Below are 25,016 nucleotides of genomic sequence, written 5' to 3' on the forward strand. Positions count from 1 at the left end.
GTGAAACATGTACGAATAAATCTATTTGGGGATTGCGGATACTTCGCCAGAGACGTTCTTCGGAGAGCTTGCAGGAGGCCTCCGACTAGTCTTCGCGTGGTTCGCTTGAAGCATGTTCAAGGAGATAGTTCTCGATGGCGATGTGAGTGAGGATTTCCTCATCCTCGTCGCTGGGGAACGTACCGGCGGGAGGTTCAGGGATGATGTCGTCGTTCCACTGCTCTTCTTGGTCGCGGTCAGGGTGCGCACTTTCATCAATGTCTCCACAGTACAAATCGTCTGTGAGGTACTGAATTCGCAGCGAGTGATCGATATATCTGCGGAGCCATTTTGTGTAGACAGGTGCTTGGCTATCGGCGAGCTTGGGCGGGTAGTACCTTCCTGACGGAGAGGTCCACGCTACGCCGTTGTCCGTCATTACTGGCGTCCACCCGCGCAGTCTCACAGCGCTGCGTTCGGGGGATTGGTCGGTTCGATACTGACCGTCACGGGTCTTGTCATCCTTGAAATGCTTGATCCTGTGGTGACGTTTGCAGAGCGCTTGAAGGTTGCTGAAAATAGTGGGTCCACCACTTTCGAACTTCGTGATGTGGTCAACGTCGGAGGTACTGGCCTTGGCTGTGCACCCTGGGAACTGACAGTATTCATCCCTGATTCGGAGCATAGTTCGCATGGCTTTGGTGACTCGGTAACGTTGCGGGGAGCAATCCAGAGGCCTATTGGTGATTGGATCTACTAGAACCCGATAAAAGCTCGAGGATTCGGTCATGAGGTACTTGGCAACTTCCATGCTGATGGGTCCGGAGCCTTCCATCCATGCAGGTTCATTCGTGGCACCTAACATGGACAGGACAGGAATCAGAAGCACAGGGGTAACTTGGGGCATCGGTGGCCACACTGCATCGGTTCTACCGCTTTCAGACACATTCATTCCGGTGGAGGAAGGTGCTGGGCTGAGAACGGGTGGCCTAGCCGCTGGGTGCCAATCAGGATCGTTACGGATATCGGGATCCCTGTACCCGGGGTCCCGATAGTTTGGGTCGTCGAAAACAGGGATCTCCTCTGCAGAAAGCCGATACCAACCCTGATCCGGGTCAGGAACTGGACCGTCATGGGAGGGCAGCGGTTCCGGGCCCTGAAACAAGTTCCTAGGGTCGTTGCGTACTCTTGCGAGATCGGCATACCTTGCCATCCTGCGTGCCAGCCCATTGCCCACAAAGCCAGATGACGCCGTGCTGCCATTGCAGCTGGTACTTTGTTCTGGGAGCGGCGTGGCCGCACCAGTTAGGGAGGTTTCGGCCTTGTCGGGTGCAGAGAATTCTGTCCTAGAGCGCTCGGTCCCAGAAGGTTCTGTTCCAGTGGTCCCGGTTCCCCTGTGATCGCTTACCAAGGGTGGCGGTGGACTTGTGGAGGGCCCGCTCGTGCCGGCTGCTGGGTTCGAGAAGGTGGGACTGTAGAGGTGATTTTGGGCCATGGACTGGTTCAGCAACAGTGCTGCGGCTACATCGGCACGGAGTTGGGTTAGGGTTCGGTCTTCATGTGGACCCTGTGCGGCTTGCGCAGTGAGTGTGCACTGATCCCAGATACCTTCGACCGTTGGTGCTGGGAGGTAGAGGCTGAGCCAAGACATCCCGTCTTGTCCGTGGCCGACTCTCAACGAACGACTAGCGAAGGAACGGCGGGTCCGGACAGGGATACTTTCGGGGTAGCTACGTTCACGCAAGCGGCGCGCTTTCTCGCGGAAACTGGGTAGCGTGGATGCAACGGCCTTCTCCAGAAGAGCTCGTTCAAATGACTCAATTGTCTCGATTGGAAGGCCAGCCTGCCGCAGCAAGGTGGCCTCATCGGCAATGATCGCTGTGTGATCCCACCCTAACCATCCGTCAGCGAGAGCTGCCAGAGTTGCCGGCACGTCGTGCACGAGCGTGGAGGCAAGGTCCATGAGTCGATCGGCTATGTTCTCAGGGATGTTCAGGATACCCGCAAGTTCGGCACGCACCCCCGCCATATGAGGTTGATGCTGCCAAGAGTCCAGCGTCAGGACTGTGGCTTCCAATCGTGTGGAAGCTTGTAGACGATCAATCAACACTGCGGCCAGGGCGGTGCACTGGTTCTGATGTTTATGCAGTGCGGCGACGGCTTCAATGCATTCATCCATCAACATTCTTGCCGCTTCCAACTGAGATTTAGCCCGCTTCTGCGGGTGCCATGCAGTTGCGTCAGAGTCCTCCAGGGACGCATCGGCGGTAGCAGTACATTCGACAGTCTCACGCCGCGGTGCAGCATCCCTAGGAGCGGGACTTGGAGATGAAGTGTGGTCGGCTGCCGAGCCGCCACCGTGAGAGGTGGCGGTGTCAGCGTCTGAAGTGTCGGCTGCCACTGGGAACGGCAAGGGTGGCAGAGCAGACATCGCGGCAATGTCAGTGCCAAGTGGTTCAATGACAGGAAGAGTCAGTCCAGCAATCAGGTCCGCCACACTCAATGTGGTGGATGAATCATCCCGACCAACCGGGAAATTCACTGAACTGCCCATAGCACAATTCTAATTTATATGTTTGTGAAGAACAAGCATTTATGGAAACTTCCCAGAAATAGTTTCTATAAGACCAGACTGGCGCTGCCGGCCAAGTTTCACGTGAAACTTACCTCAAATCCCGCGAATGGACCATCAGGCGTCATTTCCGGGAGCGGATTGCGCGAAGAGTATGAACAACTTTTGCGCTTAGAATCAATCTGGGAGAAGCCGAAATTCACATTTAAATGGGTATGGACCGGACAGAATCCGGTCCATACCCATTTAAGCAGTTTGCAAGAAGTGCTGAAGAAGTGCTTACTTCAGGACGTCTGCAAACTCCTTCTCAAAATACTGCTTGGGGCGTGCCCCAATAACGGTCTCCTTGACCTCGCCGCCCTGGAACAGGTAGACAGCGGGAATGGAAGTAATCCCGTACTTGGCAGCGATGGCAGGATTGGCATCCACATCTACCTTGACGACTTCAACTTTGTCAGAGTACTCCACGGACATTTCGTCCAAAATGGGGCCCAGCTTGCGGCAGGGGCCACACCATTCGGCCCAGAAGTCCACAATGACTGGCTTTTCTGCATTCAATACGACATCTGCAAAAGTTGCATCTGTAGCGATCTTGGCGTTGCTCATTGGAATCTGCTTTCTCTTAGGAGTTTTGGTCGGCCAGGTAGTGCTCAACGTCAAGCGCTGCAACACAGCCCGAACCAGCAGCCGTAATGGCCTGTCGGTAGGTTGGGTCCACAACGTCGCCGGCGGCAAAGACGCCCTTGACGCTGGTCTTCGAGCTGCGGCCTTCGACAGCAATCGTTCCGGCATCTGTCAGTTCCAAGACGCCCTTGACGAGATCAACACGGGGATCGTTGCCTATGGCAACGAATATTCCTGTTACAGCCAATTCGCTCTTCTCGCCTGTGACCAGGTTGTTCAAGCGTGCGCCGGTAACCTTGGCATCACCATCAATGCCAATAACCTCCGAGTTCCAAACGAACTTGATCTTCGGGTGGTTCAAGGCACGCTCAGCCATGATCTTGGAGGCACGCAGGGAATCGCGGCGGTGAACCACGGTCACCGAATCGGCAAACTTAGTCAGGAAGATGGCTTCCTCCATAGCGGAGTCCCCACCGCCAATGACGGCAATATTGTGACCCTTGAAGAAGAATCCATCGCAGGTGGCACAGGAACTGACGCCATGGCCAACAAGACGCTTTTCGCCTTCAACACCGAGCTCCCGGTACGCAGAGCCGGTAGAGACAATCACGGTGCGTGCCTTGAATTCCTGGCCATCAGCCAGAACCACAGTCTTGATGGCCCCTTCAAGCTCCACTGAAGTGACGTCGTCGTACATGATCTCGGTACCGAACTTCTCAGCCTGCTGGCCAAGGTTCTCCATGAGGTCCGGGCCCATGATGCCGTCAGGGAAGCCTGGGAAATTCTCGACATCAGTGGTATTCATGAGCTCGCCACCAGCTGTCACGGAGCCGGCGATCATCAGCGGTTTGAGATCGGCGCGGGCAGTGTAGATCGCAGCCGTGTAGCCAGCCGGGCCGGAGCCAATAATGATGACGTCGCGGATATCGCTGGCGGGGGTAACTTCAGTGCTCACGGGTGAGTGTTCCTCTTCCTTCATTGATGGGCCGCACCATGGCGGGCCATTAGCTCCTTCGATATCCACAACCGGTGCAGGGACATGGTTATTCCATACAGTGCGGTGGACGGCTCAGCAGCGGGTTACTTGATGCTGATTTCAGTGATCTTCAAACCGAAGGGATAAGTCACTGACGGCTGTAGGCGGGGCAGCTCGGTGAAGTTGATGATCACGTACTGCGCCTTAACACCGGGAGCTGCCGTGAGCGTGAAATCGGGGGCGCTGAAGGAGCCGCTGCCAATCTTCGTAGCACCCTGCAACTCTGGCGTGCTGTTGGTCAAGATATTGAACTGACCGCCAGTACCGGCAAGCTGATTGATCGTGACAGAACTGATAGTTGATTCGGCCTGCAACTCCACTACCAAGTTGATGCTATCCGTCTGGTCTGCAAACGGAGCACTGGAATACTCCACCGTGGGCCAGTACGTAGCCTTGTTGCCGTCGATAGCGTCCTTGAGCCGCGGGTAGAAAGCCTCGGCATAGTTCGGGGCGCCCGGCGCAAACACCGTGATGTCAGTGAGGCCCTTGATGACCGGAGCCACTGCTACCGGTTCCGGCGCAGTGGAAGGCGTCTGGACTTCGCTGGGGGGCGGAGGTGCTGCAGAGGTAGTTCCGGCAGCCTGATTATCCGCGTTCGGGAACAGGTTAGTGATGTGCGAAATAGCGAAAATGAGCGCACCAATTAGCAAGACGCTGACAATGGCCCCGGTCAGCCAACGGCCGGTGGCGCGGGGAGCATTCTCCTCGTCGTCCTCTTCCAAGGAGTCCTCGACCTGAGCGTAGTCCTCCGTTAGCAATTCCGCGGGGAAAGTACCCGGGCGCCGGGCTTCAGCCAAGCTTTCCTCATGGTCTTCGTTGATGAACGCGTAGTCGTCCTCGTCCCACAACGTGACTTTGGAAACCGGCTGAGCCGTTTCGAGACTAGGAGGCGCGACGGCGGCACTCGCCACAGCTGCCGCTCCGACTGCCGCTGTGGGCGCCGGTGTGGGTGTGTCTGCCTGTGACACGGCCGGCTGCGGTACAGCTGGCTGGGTGACGCCGGGAATCGGGTGGGCAGGCGTCATCGGGGAATTATCCTCGTAAACATACGCGCTGCTGACGGGGGCTGCATCGCGTGCCTTGCCGAAGATTTCGGTACCGAGGGTATCGGTGAAGAAAGGCTCCTGGTAGACCTCTTCCGCTGGTTCCATGGGAACCACCAGATCAAGCAGATCTACCGGGGAGGTCCTGGCTGCAACGAGGTACGTAGCGTTCTCTTCTACACCCAGATCCAGAATGGAAACGTTGGATACTCTGCTGCCGGTCGCCACGTCTCTGGCGCTTTGGGTCAGATTTGGTGAGTTCTCAATGGCGGCGACCAAAATACTGACGGGACGGTTGAGAACCTGATCTAGTCCGTCGAGGATAATGTCGTTCTCGGCAGAGGCCAGAATACGGCCGGTCACTTTGTAGCGGCCGCCAAGGATGGAGCCCACATCAATGGGTTGTGGCACCAAGTCCTCCTTTTACAAACATGGTGGCTTGTGCGAATGGACAACACGAGCCATATTCTCACTGATTCTATAGGAAAACACTGCAAGATCCGTGGTTGCGGCCTTGGATTGCCGTATTGCCTTCGGAGCAGTCCTGCGTTGGAGCAGAATAACCGGACTTACTTCACTTTTGTGAGCGGAAACCGGTTCCGGACTTTGTTGATCAAGGGATTGAGCAGTGCGTCAACTTCATCAACGCGCAGCTGCTTCAAGACGAGCACATAAACCACTGCCATGACCGTTCCCGCGACAGCCAAGGTGGCTACGGAGGCTTGAATGGAAGTCCACATGAAGCCGCCGGTTGTGGAGCTTCCAAAGAGTCGCAGAACCAGTTCTCCAACAATGCCTGAGACTAGGGCGGCAGCGAGGAAGCGCATGTGGGCGCGCATGATCAAGCCGCCACCGTAGTCGCCCAGCTGGGCTTTCAGGAAACGGTGGCTGATGACGGGCCCTACGAAGTTGCTGATGGTGTAGCTCAGGGCAATGCCGTAAACGATCCATTCGGCTGGCAGCAGGCCGGCTATCAATACACAGCTCAGCAGCACACCCACTGCGATGCATTGCAGAATGAAGGGCGTCTTGGCGTTCTCCTGAGAATAAAACACCCTGTTCAGAATGAAGTTGATGCTAAATAGAGGGGCGCCTACAGCCAAAATAGCCAACGTGATAGCGACCTGGCGGCCCACTACTTCATGATTTCCACTGAAAAGCATCCCAAGAGGACCAGACAGCACCAGCAAGGCCATAGCAGCAAAGACCGTGGCCATTCCTGTAGTCCGCAAGGCACTGGAGAGGGAGGACCTCAATGCTGAGCGGTCCTTGTTAGCCGCGGCATGTGCCATGGCCGTGAACATCACTGTGGCAATGGATAGCGCAATGGTGGAATGCGGCATGATGTACATCTCGGTGGCCCGGTTTAACACCAGAAGGCCTGGAAGCACGGATCCGCCGGCGTCGCTGTCGTCCCCGCTAGGGATGGTGGCGACGCGCATGATGACAAGAAAGCTCAAGTTGCCAATAATCATGGTTCCCATGGTCCACGTGGCGATCTTGGCTGTGGCGCCTAGCCCTGCTCCCCTCAAAGAGAACTTGGGTCGCAGCTTCAGGCCAAGGCGGTGAACAGGAACCAGCAACACCACCGACTGGGTGATGATGCCCAAAGTGGCGGTACCGGCCAGCATCCACGATTGTCCGGTGGTCCAGTTACCGACTGTGTGCGGGTTAGTCGCGGAGCTGCCAGCAACAAAAATGAACACGAGTAGCCCGGCAATGGCCACCACATTGTTCACCACGGGAGCCCAGGCGTACGCCTTGAAGGAGTTATGGGCATTGAGAACCTGCCCCAAGAGTGAGAACAGCCCGTAGAAGAAGATCTGCGGCAGAAGGAACAAACCAAAAGTGATGGACAGTTCTAGCTGCCTACCGCTGAAAGATGTGGACAGGCTCATGATGGGGACCACCAGAAGCATGACGACGGCGGTCAGTGCCAGTAAACCAAGAAGTCCCACGGTCAGCAGCCGGGAAATGAAGTCACTGCCACCGTCCGCATGTTTGCTGGCTTTTGCGATCTGCGGGATCAGCACTGCGTTGAAGACGCCGCCTGCCAGCATGAGGAAGATCAAGTTGGGCAGAAAGTTGGCGCCTTCAAAGATATCGCCCACCACCGTGCCGGCCACGGCGATGCTCAAAATGATGCCTTTAATCAAACCCAAAATGCGGGAGACCAAGGTGCCCATAGCCATGTTCGCGCTGGAGCGGGCCGCGGAAGAACTCATCCGGCCGTTATTCGTGGATGGCATCTTCTGAGCAGGAACCTTCTCGGCAGACACCTTTTGGACAGGCACGCTCTTGGTGCCGGTGTTTAAAGTGGCGTTTGAGAAGGGCACGCGCGGAGCGGCAACGGGTTTAGGCGGGATGTTAACCCGTTCAACTTTAGACATCGACACCATCATCTCACTGCAGGCTTGGGGTGGGCTGACAACAGTGCAGTCCAACATAAACTCTGGTCCAAAAACCATTGTCCAAACTAAATCAGCGATACCAGGCTAGCTCTGCTCAAAACTCTGCCCGCAGACGCTGCTTAGAAGTGCTCTGGCAGCAATTCCCGGGCAAGGTCGGTGATGCGCCGCTCATTGGGGAAGGAGAGCTTTCTGGCCAGCTCATCCAACGGTATCCAGGCCACATCCACTGCTTCATGGTCCGGATCATTCTCAATGGTCAAGAACCCGCCGGTGGCGCGCAACAGATAATGATGGACCGTCTTGTGCACTCGATGGCCGCTGACCGTGAACCAGTAGTCAATGCTGCCCAGGGTTGCCACCACCTCACCGGCGATGCCAGTTTCTTCTTCAATCTCCCGCACAGCAGCTTCATCGTGGGTTTCCTCACCCTCGGGATGGCCCTTCGGCAGGCACCACTCAAGGCGACCACCGCGGTTGATGCGGGCAATAATGGCGACGTGAGGAACGCCGTCGCGCATCTCCACCACAACACCGCCGGCCGAGACTTCCTCCACGGTTGGCAGCTGGCTGGGTGCAGCGGGCACTCCGAGCGATCCCATTGCCGGTGGCAACGGGTTCCTCTTAGGCGCGCGCGGCACAGGGTGAACCATGCAGTCCACTCTAGCTACCTTTGCCCCGGGATGATGACAGGTCCGGTGAGCAGCTTGATGGTGTCTTGAGGTCGGTGCCGCCGCGGCATTTCATGTGGCAAGCATCGAGGGGCAAAAGTCTGGCATCCTTAAGGGACCATGGATTTAGTGCCCAATACCTCAAAATTTGACCCAGTTGTTCTCGAACTGGGACGCCTCTTTGCCGACGCCGGCTTTGAGCTTTCCCTCGTTGGCGGACCGGTTCGCGACCTGTTTCTGAACCGCATTTCCCCCGATCTGGATTTCACCACCAATGCCACCCCGGATGAGATCCTTTCGGTGGCTAAAAAATGGGCGGACTCACACTGGGAGATGGGCCGTGAATTTGGCACCATCGGCTTCCGTAAACGCAACGCCCATAAAGAGGTGCTGCTCATTGAGATCACCACCTACCGCGCAGAGGCCTACGATCCTGAATCGCGCAAACCTGTCGTGGCCTTCGGGACGTCATTGGTGGATGATTTGCAGCGGCGTGACTTCAGCGTCAACGCCATGGCACTACGCCTGCCCGAAATGGAACTGGTGGACCCGTTTGGCGGTGCGAAGGATCTAGCCGCGGGGCTGCTGCGCACACCGGGCACCGCCGAGGACTCGTTTTCGGATGATCCGCTGCGCATGATGCGGGCCGCACGCTTCGCTTCACAGCTGGGCTTTTCCCTGCACCCGGACGTTCTTGCCGCCATGACCGGGATGGCTGCGCGGATCAGCATCATCTCGGCAGAGCGGGTTCGCGAAGAACTCGTAAAGCTCATCTGTGGCGCTCACCCGAGGGCTGGTATCGATATTTTGGTGGAGACGGGTCTGGCCGAGCTGGTCTTGCCGGAGATTCCCGCACTCAAGCTGGAAACGGATGAACACCACCGGCACAAGGACGTTTACCAGCACTCGCTGCAGGTCTTGGAGCAGGCTGCTTCTTTGGAGACCGGCGCTGATGGACCGGTGCCTGGCCCTGACTTTGTGCTGCGCTTTGCAGCTCTCATGCACGACGTCGGCAAGCCCAAGACCCGCCGTTTTGAGCCGGGTGGCGGGGTTAGTTTCCGCCATCATGATTTGGCCGGGGCGAAGCTCACTGCCAAGCGGATGAAGGCGTTGCGCTTTGACAATGATTCCATCAAAGCCGTTTCACGCCTGGTTGAGCTGCACATGCGCTTCTACGGTTACGGTGAAGCAGGTTGGACCGACTCTGCGGTGAGGCGCTATGTCACCGATGCGGGCCCTTTGCTGGAACGGCTTCATCGACTGACCCGTTCCGATGTCACAACCCGCAACCAGCGCAAGGCTGATCGTCTTTCCTTCGCCTACGACGATCTGGAACAACGGATTGCCGTCCTGGCGGAACAAGAAGAGCTGGAATCGATTCGACCCGATCTAGACGGTGGTGCCATCATGGCCCTGCTGGGGATCAAGCCCGGCCGTGTAGTGGGCCGGGCGTACAGCTTCCTCCTGGAACAGCGGATGGAATATGGCCCGCTAGGTCCTGAGAAAGCCGAGGAAAGCTTGCGGCAGTGGTGGGCCGAGCAGCCCGAGTCACAAGCTGCAGAGCCTGAACAGCCTGAACGGCCTTCCGAAGGCTGAAGCAGTAAGTCTTCACCATCAATATCCTCTGATTGGAATATACGCAATGAGTAATGTATTTAATGTAAACTCTCCTGCTGGCGTAGCCCCCGTCCCGGGTGGACCGAAACTCTGGCTCTTGCGTCATGGTGAGACCGAATGGTCGCGCAGTGGTCAGTACACAGGCCTGACGGACCTTCCATTGACGGACGTGGGCGAGACTCAGGCACGCTCCGCGCAGACTGCCTTGTCCGGCGTCGACTTTGACCTTGTGCTCACCTCACCGCTGCAACGAGCGCATCGGACAGCAACCTTGGCCGGTTTTCCCGACGCTGTGGTGGAGCCGAACGCCGTCGAATGGGACTACGGCGACTACGAAGGCATTGATAGTTCATTGGTACGCGCCCAAAATCCGGGCTACTTGATTTGGGACGATGGGGTGCCTAATGGTGAAACTTTGGAGCAGGTCGCTGAGCGGGCAGACAGAATCGTGGCCCGGGCGCTAGCCGTTACGAGAGAAGATGGAGCCCCCGCCAATGTTTTGCTCGTGGCCCACGGCCATTTCCTGCGCATCATGGCCGCCCGATGGCTGCGGCTGCCAGCCGGTTCGGGCCGACACTTTGTACTCGGCACCGCCAAGGTTTGCACTCTTGGATGGGATAAGAAAACCCCTGCGATCGAACAGTGGGGCCTGTAGCGCGGCTGTCCCGTAACGGCCCGTGCGCTACGCGGGCTCAGGGGGTCTAAACGGGTAGGCTCATAGCCATGCAGGAATCACAGGCCACGGGGACTCAAACCCGCCATCCGATTGTTGTGCCTTCACGCACTGACGATTTGCTGCGTGGCTTGACCGAACCTGTTGGCGGCCCACTGGGCAAATACACGTCCCCCGGCGCTACCAACTCGGGCTTCTTCACGGTGGAGCGCGTGCTGATCCTGATGGCCGCGGTTTCGGCGCTGATCGCCGTTATGAGCAAGTCGCATTGCCGCACCGTCGGCTGGACCACCCCGGACCAGCAATCCACCACGTGCTGGTCCGTCTTTCCCAACTCCTTTGTGGATGACAAGCTCGGGACCTTGGCACCCTTCTTCTCCCAAGGATCGCCCTTTGATCACCCTGTCTTGGCTGGGTGGATCGCCTGGATTACGGTGTGGATGACTGGCAGCGCTGGCGATGGGGCGTTGCGCCAATTGGCCTTCTTTGACCTGAATGCCGCACTCATTGCCGTTGCCTGGATTGCCACTGTTGTGGTGGTTGCCCGAACCGCAGGGCGCAGGATCTGGGATGCCGCCATCGTGGCCGCCAGTCCCGTCTTGATATTGCTGGCCTACGTCAGCTGGGATTTCTGGGCTGCTGCCTTGGTCGGAGCAGGTATTTACCTCTTTGCGCGCAAGCAGATCCTCTGGGCTGGAGCCTTCCTGGGTGTGGCCGTGCAAGCTGCCCCGTATCCCATCTTCATTGCACTGGCCTTGGTGTTCCTGGGCATCAGAACAGGACACGTCGCCAAGATGCTGCAGATGGTTGCTGCGGCAGTGATCGCTTGGCTGCTGGTGCTGGCCCCGATCATGGCAGGAAATCCTGAAGCATACGGCCACTACCTGACGTCATTGTGGGCAGCGGAGCCCACAGAATCATCCATTTACGGCGGAATTAACTTGATTGCCGGTCGCATGGGATGGCCGTCCCTTGACCTGGCTGCAACAAATACCATCGCCGGCATACTTTTGGTGGTGCTGGTGGTTGGGCTGGTGACCTTGGCCATTTTTGCGCCCCAAACACCACGGGTATCCCAGCTGGCATTTGTCGCGGCAGCTGGATTCATGGTGCTGAACAAGGGAGCCGAACCGTGGCATGCCGTGTGGCTGATTCCTCTGCTTGCCCTGGCCATGCCCCGTTGGCGTCCTGTGCTCCTGTGGCAGGCAGCAATAATCACGCACTTTATTGCCCTGATGCTTTTCCGTAGCAAGGAGCTTGGCGATATCAGTAACCAGCACGCAATTGACACCCCCTATTTCCTCATTGCAGCCATCATTGGGGCAGTGGCAACGTGGATCATGGTGGGGCTGGTTGTCAGGGACATTTTTGCGCCGGAGTATGATGTGGTGCGCCGTGGTGGGGTGGAGGATCCCCAAGGCGGAGTGTTGGCAGCAGCACGCGATGAATCCGCAGCTGTACTTGAGTTCTCACTGGAGGCCCGTCCGGAGGCTGCAGTGGGGGCGGGGGTCAAGATCGAGACAGAGACCGAGGCAGAGCCCGAAACTCGCCTGCCAACAGGTTTCCCAACACACAGTGTAGAAAGGTCCGGACAGTGAGCGATGTCGCCGTAGTAGGGGCTGGTCCCAACGGCTTGGCTGCCGCGGTGACTATGGCGCGTGCCGGGCTGTCGGTGCAGCTTTTCGAAGCCGCCGACGCCCCCGGCGGCGGGACCCGGACCACAGAACGTACGCTGCCCGGCTTTCTCCATGACGTGTGTGCTGCCGTTCATCCGATGGCTCTTGCTTCTCCGTTCTTCCGTGCCTTTGAACTGGAACGGCGGATCGAGCTGTTGGTGCCGGAGGTTTCCTATGGGCACCCGCTCGACGGCGGCCGGGCCGGGATTGCCTACCGCAGCCTAGAGCGCACGGTAGAAGGCTTGGGAGTTGACGGTCCAGCGTGGCGGGCTCTGATGGGACCCTTGCTGCGGCGACTAGACGGGGTTACGGACTTTACTCAGGGAAACTTGTTGCGCGTGCCCAAAGACCCGCTTGCAGTGGTTAACTTTGGGGTGCGGGTGTTGCTGCAAGGGACGCCCGCTTGGAATGTCGGGTTCCGAAGCGACATCGCTCCGGCTATGTTGACCGGTGTGTCCGCGCACGCCATGGGCCGTTTGCCGGCTTTGGCCACCTCGGGTGCAGGGCTGTTGCTGGGAGTGTTGGCACATGCCAGGGGCTGGCCGGTTCCTAGGGGCGGTTCACGGGCGATCGCTCAGGCCATGGCCGATGACTTTCAGGCTCATGGTGGCCGGATCGAGATGGGGCGGCACATTGATAGTGTGGCTGCTTTGCGGGGCGAGACAGGCGCCAAAGCGATCATTTGTACTACGACGCCGCGTGCCCTGGTCAGGATGGCTGGAGCGGAACTGCCTGAAAACTATAGGCGGAAGTTGGAGTCCTTCAAATACGGAGCCGGTGTGTGCAAGGTGGACTTTGCCCTTTCCGGTCCGGTCCCTTGGACTGCCTCTAATTTGCGGCTTGCTCCCACCGTACATTTGGGCGGGTCTAGGGAAGCCATAGCCTTCGCCGAACGCGAAGTCCTCAAGGGGCGCCATCCGAAAAGCCCTTATGTCCTTGCCGTTCAGCCGGGCGTTACTGATGACAGCCGTGCGCCCCTTGGACAGCACACCTTTTGGGCGTACACCCACGTTCCCGCAGGCTCAACACGTGATTGCAGTGAAGAAATCATTGCCGCCGTGGAAAAACATGCGCCCGGTTTTAGGGATTTGATCCTTGCCAGCTCGGTGCTGAGCGCGCAGGAAGTGGCTGCCTACAACGCCAATTACATCGGCGGAGATATTGCCTCCGGCGAAGTGAGCATTCGGCAGTTGCTCCAGCGCCCTGTGATGTCTAGGGATCCTTGGCGGACGCCCGTGCCCGGACTGTATTTGGGTTCGGCTTCTACCCCGCCCGGCCCCGCTGTGCATGGCATGGGTGGCTGGTTTGCAGCGAAATCAGCCCTGAAGAACACCTTTGGACTGCCGGTGCCCGATCTGGGGCTGGCGTCTGAAGGAGTGGCTTCAAAGAAATAACCCGCTGCGGTGATTGTTGAATGAGCAATCACTGCAGCGGGTCAGATATATACGCCAAGCTTAGGAAAACTAGTTGCGGCGATCCAGCGTTCCCACTGGCTGCCCTTGATCGTTCACGAGAGTCATCGTGTCGCCAGTGATCTCTGCGCCCACTGCCGTGGTGAGCCACTGGTCGACGTCTTCACATGCCATCTGGGTGCTGCTGAGCTGTGAAAAGGAGAGCTCACCCTCAACCAGGAACCATTGACCGTTAATGCGGTTGCATCCATCGCTACCGGAGACGAAACCTGCCTGATCGAACTTTTCGGTCTTATCAGATCCGAGCGACAGCTCGAGGTACGGCAATTTGTCGGTGTTGTAACCATCGCCCCAAGTGCCCACGGGACCGGTTGCGGCACCGCAGGAAGAGATGGTTAAAGCAAGGAGGAGGCTGCCGGCAAGGGCTGCAAGACGTTTCATGATGAAGGTGGCTCCGATCGCGCTGGTATAGACATGCGTTTCCCTTATGTTATTGCATGGCCGCGCTTTCCCGGCTTTCGGTGCAGGCAGTGCTGGATACACGGTGCAGAACAGCAGGTGCGGAACATCAGCACGGACTAATAGGGGGCGTTCCAGCGTGCTAGGAGAGCGCTCCGGCGAGGGATGGCACGGGGGCGGTCAGGACGCCGTCGCGCATGGTAGCTACCCCATCGGTGAGCGGGACGAATTCGGTGTCATGCGTGACCATGACGGTAGCTACGTTGAATTCGTCGGTGACCTGGCGCAGCAGGCGCACGATCGAGTCGCTGCGGGCATGGTCCAAGGCGGCTGTGGGTTCATCCACCAACAGGACTTTGGGCGAGGCCATGAGGGCGCGGGCAATGTTGACGCGCTGGCGTTGCCCGCCGGAGAGCTGATGAGGACGCTTCTTGGCGGAGTCGGCCAGACCCACCAGATCAAGCAGCTCTGCGGCACGGCTTGCCGCTGACTTCACGGACTTGCCTCGTAGGTGTTCGGTGATGGTGAGTTGTTCGGCCGCCGTCAGCGAGGCCAGCAGGTTAGGTTGCTGGAAGATGATGCCCACCTTGTCGCGGCGCAATTGCGCCAGTTCCTTCTCATTGAGCCCGGTGGCGTCAACGCCGTCGATCACCACCAGGCCCGACGTCGGCTTGATGAGTGTTGCGGCAACGGCGAGCAGGCTGGACTTGCCGGATCCGGACGGTCCTACGAGGGAGATGAACTGGCCCGGATTCACGGACAGATTCACCGAGTCCAGAGCCGTCATGGTGCCTTCGCCATCGGGGTATTCAAGGGTCAGGTTGAGCAGATTCAAAGCAGTCATCAGATTGTCCTTAGAAAGTATTGAGGAAGAAACGGGGTGTGGGTGGGCCGGCAAGGGGGTGGGCCCACGCTTGTCAGGTTCCTGGAAAGCGCGGCAGCGTTTTTCAGGCCGGCAAGTGGGGACTAGTTCCCGCCGAGGGCGATCATGGCGTCCACGCGGGTGACCTTGCGGACTGCCAGTGCTGCGCCGGCCAGGCCCAGGGCTACGATGCCCACGATCGGCAGCAGCGTTGTAGCCGGGGTGAGTAGGAAGGGGGCTGCCTGCGAGGCGAAGATGCCGCCAATTATCCCCACCAGTCCGCCTAGACCAGCGCCGGCCAGAAGTACCAAGGCTGCCTGCGTCAGTGCGTCGCGCAGCAGGTAACTGCCGGAGGCGCCCATGGCCTTCAGGACGGCGATGTCACGGGTCCGTTGGACGGTCCAGACTGTCAGGAACGCTACGATCACGAGTGCGGAGATGCCGTACAGGAACGCCTGCATCATCATGAGCGAGCCGTTTTCGCTCTTGTAGCCGCCCAAGCCGTCGAAGGAACCGTTACGGGTAGTGCTGATGGTGCCGGCTGCGGCATTGGCGCCCTCGACGTCCACGGTGGCGCTCTTCTCAAAGGTCACGGCCAACACAGTTGCCAGCTGGTCCGGATCGCTCAGGTGGGCAACCTTGGTCCAGGTGTTCAGCGTTGTCCAGGCCACCGAGGTGTGCGAATACCACTGGTCTGGCACGATCGCTCCCACGGAAAGTTCGGTTCCGGCGATGCTCACGGCGTCCCCTGTAGAGAGGGAGAGCTCCTTGGCGATGCCCTCGCCGATGACCACGGTTGAATCGCTAACGTCCGACGGCGCGATCCCGGCTTGGGTGCCCGGCGCAGCGGACAGGGTGTCGCCGACGCCAAATACGGCCACATTGGCGATACCTTTGCTATCGCCTGCGCCCTGGAATCGGCTTTGGCTGATACCTAGGGGAGCCACGGACTGCACACCAGGCTGCGCCGCCCAGGTCTTGGCCTGTTCAGCCGTGACCTGGCTTTCGGTGAAGGAAACCTTGGGATCGTTTTTTGCCGGAGCGCCAAACACCATTTGGTTGACCGCCGTGCCGGATCCGGGTCCCGTGCCCAGCTGGGCGACGGCGGATGTTGACTGGTTGCCGAGCCCGGCAGTAAGTCCGGAAAGTAGCACCAACAGCAGGCTGATCAGCGCTACGACGGCGCCCATGAGGGCAAACCGCCCCTTGGCAAAGCGGATGTCTCGGATCGCGAGGAACATGAACAGCTTCTTTCGTAGGCCGGAGTAAGACTGGATACATCCGGGTGTTTTGCTAGTACTTCCACTCTCGTTCGGAACGGCTACGCTTCCATCGCGGGGTTGGTTGATTCTGTGGCGGCAAGGGGTTGATCCGCCGGTCAACCTTTTGGTTGATACGGCTGTGCAGGCGTGCGCCTATGCTGGTGACATGTCTGCCGTGGATGCCCCGCCTGTGAGTAGTGCCGCGATTCTGCGGTTCCTGCGTGTCACCTTGCATGTTGCTTTTGCCGTGCTGCTGGCCGTGGGCGTACTCCGGCTGCTCATAACAGACACGCGCGGACTGGACCGGTACTTATTCCTAGCGTTATCCGTTGTGCTTGCGGCGATCTATTTGGTGGGCACTGTTGCGGAGAAACGCTTTTCAACTGGGCTGAGTCAACGGAATCCCCGGCGTTGGACGGCGCTTTGGCTCGGCTTGATCACGGTGCTGTGGGCGGTGTTGATGGTGGGGTCGGCGGAGTTCTCATGGCTCGTGTTTCCCTTGTTCTTCTTGCACCTGCACCTCCTGCCGCGGTGGGCCGGCATCACCATGGTCTTGCTGATGACGGCCGGGGTGGTGATCGCTCAATGGATTTCAAGCGGGGCTGATGTTCCGCCGCTGCCCGTTGTGGTGGGTCCGGTATTTGGGATGGCGTTCGCGGTCGCCACGTCCAAGGCGTACAGGCTGCTGTATCAAGAGGGTGAGAACCAGCGTCAGGCTGCCGATGAACTGCGCCGCACCAGGGCCGAACTGGCGGCCACCCAACACGAATCCGGTGTCCTGGCTGAGCGTGCCCGGTTGGCGCGGGAGATTCATGACACTTTGGCCCAGGGTTTCTCCTCGATCATCTTGGTGTCCCGGGCAGCCCGGCGTAGCTTGAGCGCCGGAGATCTGGAATCCACGGAGGAGAGCCTGGCCATGGTGGAGGCTACCGCTGCAGAGAATCTCGCAGAGGCACGGAACTTTGTCCGCGGTCTCGCCTCGCCGGCGCTGGCGCAATCATCGCTCGCGGAGAGCCTGTCCAGGCTCTGCAGCCAGACACAGCGTGAGGCCAGGGCGCGCGGCGGTGCTCTGCGGTGCAGCTTCCGGCTCGATGGTGAGCCGATCGACCTACCTCAGCCTTACAAGGTCACCTTGTTGCGCGCCGCCCAGGCGAGCCTCGCCAATGTCTGGCTACACGCGAAGGCTGAATCCGCCGTCGTAAGTTTGGCATTTCTTGGCAGCGAAGTGACTCTTGACGTGTTCGACGACGGACGAGGCTTTGACACGGAGAGCCTCGCTGACGCTGTGGCTGGCAGGGCGGATGGGAGCGGCTTTGGGCTGCGATCGCTGCGTGAGAGAGTGGTGGCGCAGGGCGGGAAGCTGACCATCGAATCGGCCCCGGGTGAAGGAACGGTGGTGGCCATTCGGCTGCCCCTTGGTGATGGTTTCATTTCAATTCAGGGGGATGACAATGGGTGAAATTCGGATACTGCTGGTGGATGATCATCCGGTGGTGCGGGCGGGACTGCGGGCCATGCTCACTGAATTTGAAGGGTTCACGGTGGTGGCCGAGGCGCCTGAAGGCGAATCCGCCATCAAGGAGGTTCAGCGATTGCAAACTTTGGGCGAGCCAGTTGATGTGGTGTTGATGGATCTGCAAATGGGTGGAGGGATGGACGGGGTCAGTGCCACGAAAGCGATCAAGAAACTTGCCGATGCACCGCCGGTCTTGATTCTGACCACGTACGACACCGACGCCGACATTCTGGCGGCCGTGGAAGCCGGGGCCAGCGGCTACATGCTTAAGGATGCACCGCCGGAACAGATCCGTAGCGCCGTGCAGCAGGCCGCGGCCGGTCAGACCGCATTGGCCCCCGAGGTGGCGGCCCGGCTCATGGGGCGGATTCGCAACCCGGCCCCTGTCCTATCGGCACGCGAGGTGGAACTGGTGGAACTGTTGGCGACTGGCATGAGTAATAAGGCAATCGCCAAACAACTGTTCATCTCCGAAGCGACAGTGAAAACACATCTGGTGCATATTTACGACAAGTTGGGCGTGGATAATCGCACGGCTGCCATTTCGGTTGCCGTGTCACGCAGGATTATTCGAAGCGCCGGATAAGTGGATTCCTAGCCCAAGATGTGGCTACCCATTTCGGGAACTATGGATTGTGTGTAGTGTGAACTGCAGCACATAGGGGCCGGGTTGGATCGGGTTCGTGGGGGGGGTGACTGAAGATTCGACAATCCACACAAAATGGTTCACGTCAGATTTCCACGTGCTGTGATATGCATAACAATTGTGTGGATTAGTTTGAATCGCTGTTCGTCTCTGAGCTGGGCGCCTGCTCTTGAGAGGTCTTCTTGAGGGGTTCACCTGGCGCAGGAATCGGCGTAGGCACTCATTACCGCGTGTAACGAAGCTGGAGGACCATCGAGTGACTTTTTCGAAGGGCAAAGCACGGCCGTACCACTTGAGCATGGCGGTGGTTTGCACACTCTTGGCCTCTGGTGGGTTTGTGGGAGCTGGCTACGTTGGGACCTCATCCGCCGATGCTGCAGCCGCCTTGGGGGCGCAGCATCTCATTCGCAGTTCAGCTACTTTCGAGGAAGCCAGTCCCGCTGGTTTTGACTCGATCTCCACGCAAGGCGCAGGAGCCAATATTTCCTTCGCCAAGACCCTCATTCTCGCCAAAAAGCCTCCCGCCCCTGCGCTATTTGATCTGACCGATCCCAATGGCAACACTGCGCACCTGGCACGCTCGGTCAATGCCATGCGAGGAGATCTCCCGGAGGTGTCGGCCGAACTGATTTCTCAGGTTCGTAAAGACATCCTCAACGCAGCGTTCCAAGGCTTGGGTCACCACTATGTTTGGGGCGGCACTAGCTTTGAGCATGGCTGGGACTGCTCAGGTTTTGTTCAGTGGGCGTACGCTCAGGCCGGCGTGGCGTTGCCCCGCACCGAGCAGTGGATGCCCATGGTGCAAACGAATAACCCTCAGCCTGGCGATATTGTGGTGCAGAATCCAGATGGCCCCAATCATTGGTCGCATATTGGTATTTACATTGGGAACGGCGCGATGATCAGCGCGCTAAACCCGTCGGTGGGAACGTTCATCCACGCCCCTGCTGATGTCAGCAGCTCTTCGGCGTACTTCACCATGCCAGCGTTTGCTGCCGCGGATGAACGGGCAGCCAAGGCCGCTAAGGAAGCTAAGGAATCTAAGGACAAGAAAGACGACACCGGGGCGGCCGGAAGTACAAAGCCATCCCCCTCTGGAACGCCATCGATCACTCCATCCACTAAGCCGTCCACCCAGCCACCCGCCACCACGGCGCCCGGGACGACGTCACCGCCGACGACAACGCCGCCGACGACTGGACCTCCCACGACGACCGATCCCGGAACGACGCCTCCGACGACTACGCCGCCGACGACCACGGAGCCTGGCACGTCACCTCCGACGACTACGCCACCGACGACATCCGTGCCGCCTACTACGGAGCCGAGTGAGCCTACGGCGACAGGGGATCCCGGGGTGACGTCGCCGCCGGAGGGCCCCACGCCTCCCGAGCTAACCACTCCGACCGGGGTGGAATCTAGCTCGGCCTCACCTGTGCCGACTGCGTCTATGAGTTCTCCGGCATTCGAGGTTTCGCCAACGCCAAGCGGTGACCTGGTTCCTTAAGGTTCATCCCGTTCGAAGCTGACAAGGGTGCTTGCCACGGTATTAATACTGTGACAAGCGGCGGTGCCAATGAAAGTTACGAACTGTGGATCCACTCAGATCCTGTCAAGTTGGCAACAGTGAGCGCTGATGACACCGCTTCGGTTTCCGTGGCGGTAACCATCCCAGCGGGCTTCGCTGTCGGGGCTATTGCTGGGAGGTGCGCTCACGCTGGTGGTCATCCGCCGCCGTCGGGCATAACTAGCGAAGGCATTACACGGCAGCGCAGCTACACGGCAGTACAACAGTGCGGGCGCACGGGGAGCAGCCCCCACGTGCCCGGACCCGTATTCTGGCTACGCGCGAGCAAGTTATAGAAGTGTCCATGGCTGATGGCTTTCTGCGTGCCGAGCCTCAACAGCTGATTGAGCTGGACCTTTCGGCAGATGGCAACTTCACCTACGTCATGTCCTTTTCCCGCTGCACCAATAAGCAGTGAAGTTCTGGCTCAGTAGCTTTTTTGGAGAAACTGCAGCACGGCGAGGACGCGGCGGTGGTCGTCGGGGCTCTGGTGCAGGCCCAACTTGGAAAAGATGGCGCTGATGTGTTTTTCCACGGCCCCGCCACTGACCACGATTGCCCTGGCGATGCCGGCATTGGTGAGGCCCTGGGCCATTAATTCAAGGACTTGGGATTCGCGGGGACTGAGGGTGTTGACGGGGTCGGCGGAGCCGCGGTTGGCGAACAAGGCGCCGATGACTTCGGGGTCGATCACGGTGGCACCGGCCGCGATGCGCGCGATGGCGTCGCTGAAGTCCTCGAACCGGGCCACCCGGTCCTTGAGCAGGTAGCCTAGCCCGGCGCCGGTTGTCGCGCCGGCGAGCAGTTCCCCGGCGTAGCTCGTTTCCACATATTGCGAGAGCACCAGGACGGCAACTGAAGGGAACCGGCTCCGGACCTCGATAGCGGCCTTGAGGCCCTCGTCCCGGTGTGAGGGCGGCATCCGCACATCGGTGATCAGCAGGTCGGGGACGTGCTCCTCAACCGCTTTGAGCAGTTGGACTCCGTCGCCCACCGCCGCGCACACTTGCGCACCCGTCTCCTCAAGCAGGCGGACGAGCCCTTCACGGAGCAGGACGGAATCTTCGGCAAGGACAACACGCATGGTTCCACAGTAGCGGCCGGGGAGTTCAGCCACGCAGTGCCCAGTCAGGCAGGGCTCGGCAACGCAGCCTTCAGCCACGTAGCGGGATGGTGGTGCGCAGGGTGGTGGGCCCGCCAGCGGGGCTGATGATCTCTAACGATCCGTCCACGCCAGCCAGCCGGTCCACCAGCCCGGCCAGGCCGTGGCCCTTGCCCGCATGGGCGCCGCCGCAGCCATCGTCAGTCACTTCAATGAGCAGCTCGGTGGGATTGGCGTCCACGGTGATGGCGGCCTGGCTGGCGCCCGAGTGCTTGGCAACATTGGCAAGGGCCTCGGAAACCACAAAGTAGGCAGCATTTTCGGCACTTTCAACGATCCGGACATTTGCTGCCAGGCTGCCTGTAACGGCAACAGGGACCGGAGACTTGCCGGCCAGGGACTCCACGGCGGTGCGCAGGCCGCGGTCAGCCAGCAGAGGCGGGGCGATGCCGCGGGACAGCAGGCGCAACTCGGTCAGGGCCGCGCGACTTTGCTCTAGGGCACCGTCCATGAGCTCGCGGGCGGCCTCGGGATTCTTCCCCAGCTGCCGCTGGGCCGCTTCCACATCCATCTGTAGCCGGATGAGGCGCTGCTGCGGGCCGTCGTGGAGATCGCGCTCAATCTTGCGCAGCGTGCTGGCTTCCTCAGAAACGACCTGCGCCCGGCTGGTGGCCAGTTCCTCGCTGCGGGCACGGAGAGCGGCGGTTTCATTCGTCAGCAGGGCACGGGTTACGGCAGCATCGGCCACTGCCAGGAGGTGGGTGATGAAGGGCAACAGCAGCACAAGAACGGCCCCATAAACCAGCCCCAGCCAATACTCTGCTGTCACCGGGCTGACGCCAAGGTACGTGTCCAGACCGATAATTTCAGCCAGGGATGTGTTCCCTTCGGGCAGGAACCTCATCCAAAACCATTGGGTCAGTCCGCCCAGCGCGGCGGCCAGAACGGTGATAGTTACGCAGAACGTTGCGGTGCGCAGCGGAAAGGAGACCAGGAAGCCGTGAATAAAATCCTTCCACAGCTGAGGATCGGCAAGGTTCTTGAACATACCGCCGATGGAATATTTCTGCCGTTCCCGGTAGTGCACAGGGGGGATGTCCCCGGCCCAACGCCGCAGGGCGCTGCGGTTAACTGACGCGAACCAGCGAGCTGTGGCCAGACAGGCCACCAGCACGGGCAGGCCGATCCAGATGACAAGCGTGGACAGGCCGAGCGTGAATAGCGCAACGAGGGCCGTGAATGAGGCAATCGAAACAAAGAAACCGGGCAGGATGTACGCCAGGTCGGCGCCGACCCGGCGCCACGTAGCGGTGCGCCAGATGAGCCACGACGTTTGCCGGGCGGGTGCAATGGAATATGTCATGTTTCAATTCTTGTTGCGGCAGAGTCCTGAAACCATCATGCCAGCCGGTGAATGCTGGGTGGGGAATACCCCACCTATTAGCTGATCCGCCGTCCGTTTAACAGTGCACGAAGGGCCTTCACCCACAACGAGCGACGGTGGGGCTCGGCGGGGACGGTGCCGCATTCGCGCTCGGCACGATCCAAACTTTCCTCGATGAGCGCATCATGCATGGGGCGGAAGAATAGCGGCCACGTGAACACGGCCGCGCCGCGGAGAGTCATTGTTAATTCATGCCGGAGGAGCGTCCGGTGCGACTCCTGGGGAGTTGCCGTAAACGCGTGGCTGCCCCGAAAGCCCGAAGGGCTGGTGAATTGAAACTCCACAAATCTACCGGGATCGAAGGCGCTTACAACGTAGCGGACAGGCCCATGTCCGCCAGCAGAACCTGGGCCGAGGGGCCCATCCAAGCGCATGGAGGGCCACTCGCCCCGTGGCCACAGAAAATCATTCTTGCTCGAGAGCGAATTGATGAGCACCCCAACCTCATGGGCTGGAGCCGCAATGACACGTTCATGCTGGTTTCGGACCATGCTCGGATGCTATCGCCACTTTGGGAGGTCCATCCCCACGGCGCGCATAGAAGAGCCGAGAAACCGCCCAAGGAGGGGGTCGCCGTCCAGCTGCAAAATGAGGTGCGGGGAGACTGATGAGAAGATGGGAGAATTGTTCTGTGGGACACATTGACGTTGCAAACATTGACTACTTTCTCTCCGACGGCCGGCAGCTGCTGAACGGGGTGAACTTCCGCGTCTCCGATGGCACCAAGACTGCTTTGATCGGCCCCAATGGCACGGGAAAAACGACGCTGCTGCGGATCATCTGCCAAGACATCAAGGCAGATGAGGGTGCCGTTTCGCGTACGGGCAGCATGGGCGTGATGCGCCAGTTCGTGGGCCAAGTCCGTGACGAGAGCACGGTGCGTGACTTGCTGCTCTCCGTGGCATCGGCGAACATTTCCGCCGCCGGGAAGGCCGTGGATGCCGCCGAAGAAGCAATGCTGGAGCGTGATGACGAGCCCAGCCAAATGGCCTACGCCCAGGCCATCGCCGATTGGGGCGATGTTGGTGGTTACGAGATGGAAACAACGTGGGATGAAGTCACCATGGCTGCCATGGGCATGGACTTTTACACCGCGCAGTACCGCAAAGCGGCTTCGCTCAGTGGTGGTGAGCAGAAGCGTCTGGTGCTGGAGGCATTGTTCTCTGGCCCCGACGAGGTGCTTCTGCTGGATGAGCCTGACAACTACTTGGACGTGCCCGGCAAGCGCTGGCTCGAAGCCAAAATGTCGGAGTCACCCAAATCGGTGCTGTTTGTCAGTCACGACCGTGAACTGCTGGCCAACGCTGCAACCCGTATAGTCACGCTGGAACCAGGCATCAACGGCGCCTCCAGCTGGACCCATGGCGGCGGATTTGAATCTTATGTGAAGGCCCGCGAGGACCGCAACGCCCGTTTTGAAGAGCTGCGCAAGCGCTGGGACGAGGAGCACATCAAGCTCAAGGAACTCGTCAACATGTACAAGACCAAGGCTGCGTTCCGCTCCGATATGGCGAACCGGTACCAGGCGGCACAGTCACGTCTGGCCCAGTTCTTGGAACAGGGCCCGCCAGAGGCGCTGCCCATTGAGCAGAACGTGAAGATGCGACTCAAGGGTGGCCGTACGGCCAAACGCGCCATCATTGCCACGAAGCTGGAATTGACTGGCCTCATGAAACCGTTCAGCACCGAGGTTTGGTTCGGCGACCGGGTGGGCGTGCTGGGCTCCAACGGCTCTGGTAAGTCTCACTTCCTGCGACTTCTGGCGGCAGGCGGCTCGGATCCGGACAAGGAACATGAGCCGGTGTCCGACGTCGAGATTGCCCATGTGCCGCACGAAGGTTCGGTGAAACTCGGGGCTCGCATCCGCCCTGGCTTCTTTGCCCAGACCCATGCCCGGCCGGACCTTTTGACGCGCACTTTGCTGGATATTTTGCACCGCGGGGACGAACACCGTTCCGGCATGGGGCGCGAAGCCGCGGCCGGGGCTTTGGATCGTTATGGTCTGGCGTCCAGCTCGGAGCAAAAGTACGATTCCCTCTCCGGAGGTCAGCAGGCTCGCTTCCAGATTCTGCTCCTGGAACTCTCCGGTGCCACCTTGCTCCTGCTCGATGAGCCTACTGACAACTTGGATCTGCACTCAGCCGAGGCGCTGGAGAAGGCCATCGATTCCTTTGAAGGAACTGTTTTGGCGGTCACTCACGACCGCTGGTTCGCCAGGTCCTTCGATAGGTTCCTGGTGTTCGGCTCTGATGGCAAGGTTTACGAATCCGACGAGCCGGTATGGGACGAAAAGCGCGTCGAGCGCGCCCGCTAAGCCAAGCAAGCCGAGAAATGCCATAGTTTGACGCAAATGCCACGGTTGCAACCGTGCAACCGCCGGCCACCAGCCCTGCAGGGTAATAAGGGCAACGGCACCCACCAGCAGCACGGCCGCCGAGAGCGTCATG

20 protein-coding genes and 1 pseudogene are annotated in these 25,016 nt (G+C 59.5%); 8 read left to right on the forward strand and 13 right to left on the reverse strand.

Annotated elements, in window-relative coordinates:
* Window positions 1-85: 85 nt before the first annotated feature.
* The 6 genes from AB0O97_RS14910 to AB0O97_RS14935 all read right to left on the reverse strand — a co-directional run bounded on the left by AB0O97_RS14910 (window position 86) and on the right by AB0O97_RS14935 (window position 8,315).
* Entirely contained in the window at window positions 86-2,533 is a 2,448-nt protein-coding gene (locus AB0O97_RS14910) for a DUF222 domain-containing protein (RefSeq protein WP_363883732.1), read from the reverse strand.
* 297 nt (window positions 2,534-2,830) lie between these two features.
* Entirely contained in the window at window positions 2,831-3,157 is a 327-nt protein-coding gene (trxA, locus tag AB0O97_RS14915; protein WP_363883734.1) for a thioredoxin, read from the reverse strand.
* Between the two features lie 16 nt (window positions 3,158-3,173).
* Complete coding sequence (gene trxB, locus AB0O97_RS14920; RefSeq protein ID WP_363883736.1) at window positions 3,174-4,130, reverse strand: thioredoxin-disulfide reductase; 957 nt, start codon at window positions 4,128-4,130, stop codon at window positions 3,174-3,176.
* A 125-nt stretch (window positions 4,131-4,255) separates the two neighbouring features.
* Complete coding sequence (locus AB0O97_RS14925) at window positions 4,256-5,665, reverse strand: hypothetical protein (protein ID WP_363883738.1); 1,410 nt, start codon at window positions 5,663-5,665, stop codon at window positions 4,256-4,258.
* A gap of 158 nt (window positions 5,666-5,823) precedes the next feature.
* Entirely contained in the window at window positions 5,824-7,644 is a 1,821-nt protein-coding gene (locus tag AB0O97_RS14930; protein ID WP_363883740.1) for a lipid II flippase MurJ, read from the reverse strand.
* Between the two features lie 140 nt (window positions 7,645-7,784).
* The gene (locus AB0O97_RS14935) at window positions 7,785-8,315 is read right to left on the reverse strand and encodes an NUDIX hydrolase (RefSeq protein WP_363844170.1); all 531 of its coding nucleotides are present in this window, start codon (window positions 8,313-8,315) and stop codon (window positions 7,785-7,787) included.
* A 138-nt stretch (window positions 8,316-8,453) separates the two neighbouring features.
* Between AB0O97_RS14935 and AB0O97_RS14940 the strand changes: the two genes are divergently transcribed.
* From AB0O97_RS14940 to AB0O97_RS14955, 4 genes are all read left to right on the forward strand, one after another.
* Window positions 8,454-9,929, forward strand: coding sequence for a CCA tRNA nucleotidyltransferase (locus AB0O97_RS14940; RefSeq protein WP_363883742.1), 1,476 nt, complete (start codon window positions 8,454-8,456; stop codon window positions 9,927-9,929).
* A 46-nt stretch (window positions 9,930-9,975) separates the two neighbouring features.
* Window positions 9,976-10,605, forward strand: a complete 630-nt coding sequence (locus AB0O97_RS14945; RefSeq protein WP_363883744.1) for a histidine phosphatase family protein — start codon at window positions 9,976-9,978, stop codon at window positions 10,603-10,605.
* Window positions 10,606-10,673: 68 nt separating this feature from the next.
* A complete protein-coding gene (locus AB0O97_RS14950; protein WP_363883746.1) occupies window positions 10,674-12,221 on the forward strand; it encodes a hypothetical protein in 1,548 nt (515 codons plus the stop codon).
* Complete coding sequence (locus AB0O97_RS14955) at window positions 12,218-13,693, forward strand: NAD(P)/FAD-dependent oxidoreductase (protein ID WP_363883747.1); 1,476 nt, start codon at window positions 12,218-12,220, stop codon at window positions 13,691-13,693. The genes AB0O97_RS14950 and AB0O97_RS14955 overlap by 4 nt, the downstream gene beginning before the upstream one ends.
* A gap of 69 nt (window positions 13,694-13,762) precedes the next feature.
* On the opposite strand, the gene AB0O97_RS14960 is transcribed toward AB0O97_RS14955, so the two are convergent.
* The 3 genes from AB0O97_RS14960 to AB0O97_RS14970 all read right to left on the reverse strand — a co-directional run bounded on the left by AB0O97_RS14960 (window position 13,763) and on the right by AB0O97_RS14970 (window position 16,273).
* Entirely contained in the window at window positions 13,763-14,152 is a 390-nt protein-coding gene (locus AB0O97_RS14960) for an META domain-containing protein (protein WP_363883749.1), read from the reverse strand.
* Window positions 14,153-14,312: 160 nt separating this feature from the next.
* The gene (locus AB0O97_RS14965) at window positions 14,313-15,014 is read right to left on the reverse strand and encodes an ABC transporter ATP-binding protein (RefSeq protein WP_363883751.1); all 702 of its coding nucleotides are present in this window, start codon (window positions 15,012-15,014) and stop codon (window positions 14,313-14,315) included.
* 122 nt (window positions 15,015-15,136) lie between these two features.
* Complete coding sequence (locus tag AB0O97_RS14970) at window positions 15,137-16,273, reverse strand: FtsX-like permease family protein (protein ID WP_363883752.1); 1,137 nt, start codon at window positions 16,271-16,273, stop codon at window positions 15,137-15,139.
* 187 nt (window positions 16,274-16,460) lie between these two features.
* On the opposite strand from AB0O97_RS14970, the gene AB0O97_RS14975 reads away from it, so the two are divergent.
* The 3 genes and pseudogenes from AB0O97_RS14975 to AB0O97_RS14985 all read left to right on the forward strand — a co-directional run.
* Entirely contained in the window at window positions 16,461-17,753 is a 1,293-nt protein-coding gene (locus AB0O97_RS14975) for a sensor histidine kinase (RefSeq protein ID WP_363883754.1), read from the forward strand.
* Window positions 17,746-18,396: a response regulator transcription factor gene (locus AB0O97_RS14980; RefSeq protein WP_363883756.1), complete on the forward strand. Its 651-nt coding sequence runs from the start codon at window positions 17,746-17,748 to the stop codon at window positions 18,394-18,396. Before AB0O97_RS14975 ends, AB0O97_RS14980 begins: the two co-directional genes overlap by 8 nt.
* 652 nt (window positions 18,397-19,048) lie before the next feature.
* Window positions 19,049-19,309: pseudogene (locus tag AB0O97_RS14985) on the forward strand (NlpC/P60 family protein); the annotation flags it as partial.
* A gap of 26 nt (window positions 19,310-19,335) precedes the next feature.
* On the opposite strand, the gene AB0O97_RS14990 reads toward AB0O97_RS14985, so the two are convergent.
* The 4 genes from AB0O97_RS14990 to AB0O97_RS15005 form a co-directional block, all read right to left on the reverse strand.
* Entirely contained in the window at window positions 19,336-19,839 is a 504-nt protein-coding gene (locus tag AB0O97_RS14990) for a hypothetical protein (RefSeq protein ID WP_363883775.1), read from the reverse strand.
* A gap of 611 nt (window positions 19,840-20,450) precedes the next feature.
* Entirely contained in the window at window positions 20,451-21,107 is a 657-nt protein-coding gene (locus AB0O97_RS14995) for a response regulator transcription factor (RefSeq protein WP_363883758.1), read from the reverse strand.
* Window positions 21,108-21,177: 70 nt separating this feature from the next.
* Window positions 21,178-22,488, reverse strand: a complete 1,311-nt coding sequence (locus AB0O97_RS15000) for a sensor domain-containing protein (protein WP_363883762.1) — start codon at window positions 22,486-22,488, stop codon at window positions 21,178-21,180.
* Window positions 22,489-22,565: 77 nt separating this feature from the next.
* A complete protein-coding gene (locus AB0O97_RS15005) occupies window positions 22,566-23,060 on the reverse strand; it encodes an SRPBCC family protein (RefSeq protein ID WP_363883764.1) in 495 nt (164 codons plus the stop codon).
* 140 nt (window positions 23,061-23,200) lie between these two features.
* Here AB0O97_RS15005 and AB0O97_RS15010 point away from each other — a divergent pair, with 140 nt between their 5' ends.
* Entirely contained in the window at window positions 23,201-24,883 is a 1,683-nt protein-coding gene (locus AB0O97_RS15010) for an ATP-binding cassette domain-containing protein (protein WP_363883766.1), read from the forward strand.
* Window positions 24,884-25,016 lie beyond the last annotated feature (133 nt).

Origin of the sequence: Specibacter sp. NPDC078692, assembly GCF_040686835.1 — a bacterium.
Classification (GTDB): domain Bacteria; phylum Actinomycetota; class Actinomycetes; order Actinomycetales; family Micrococcaceae; genus Specibacter.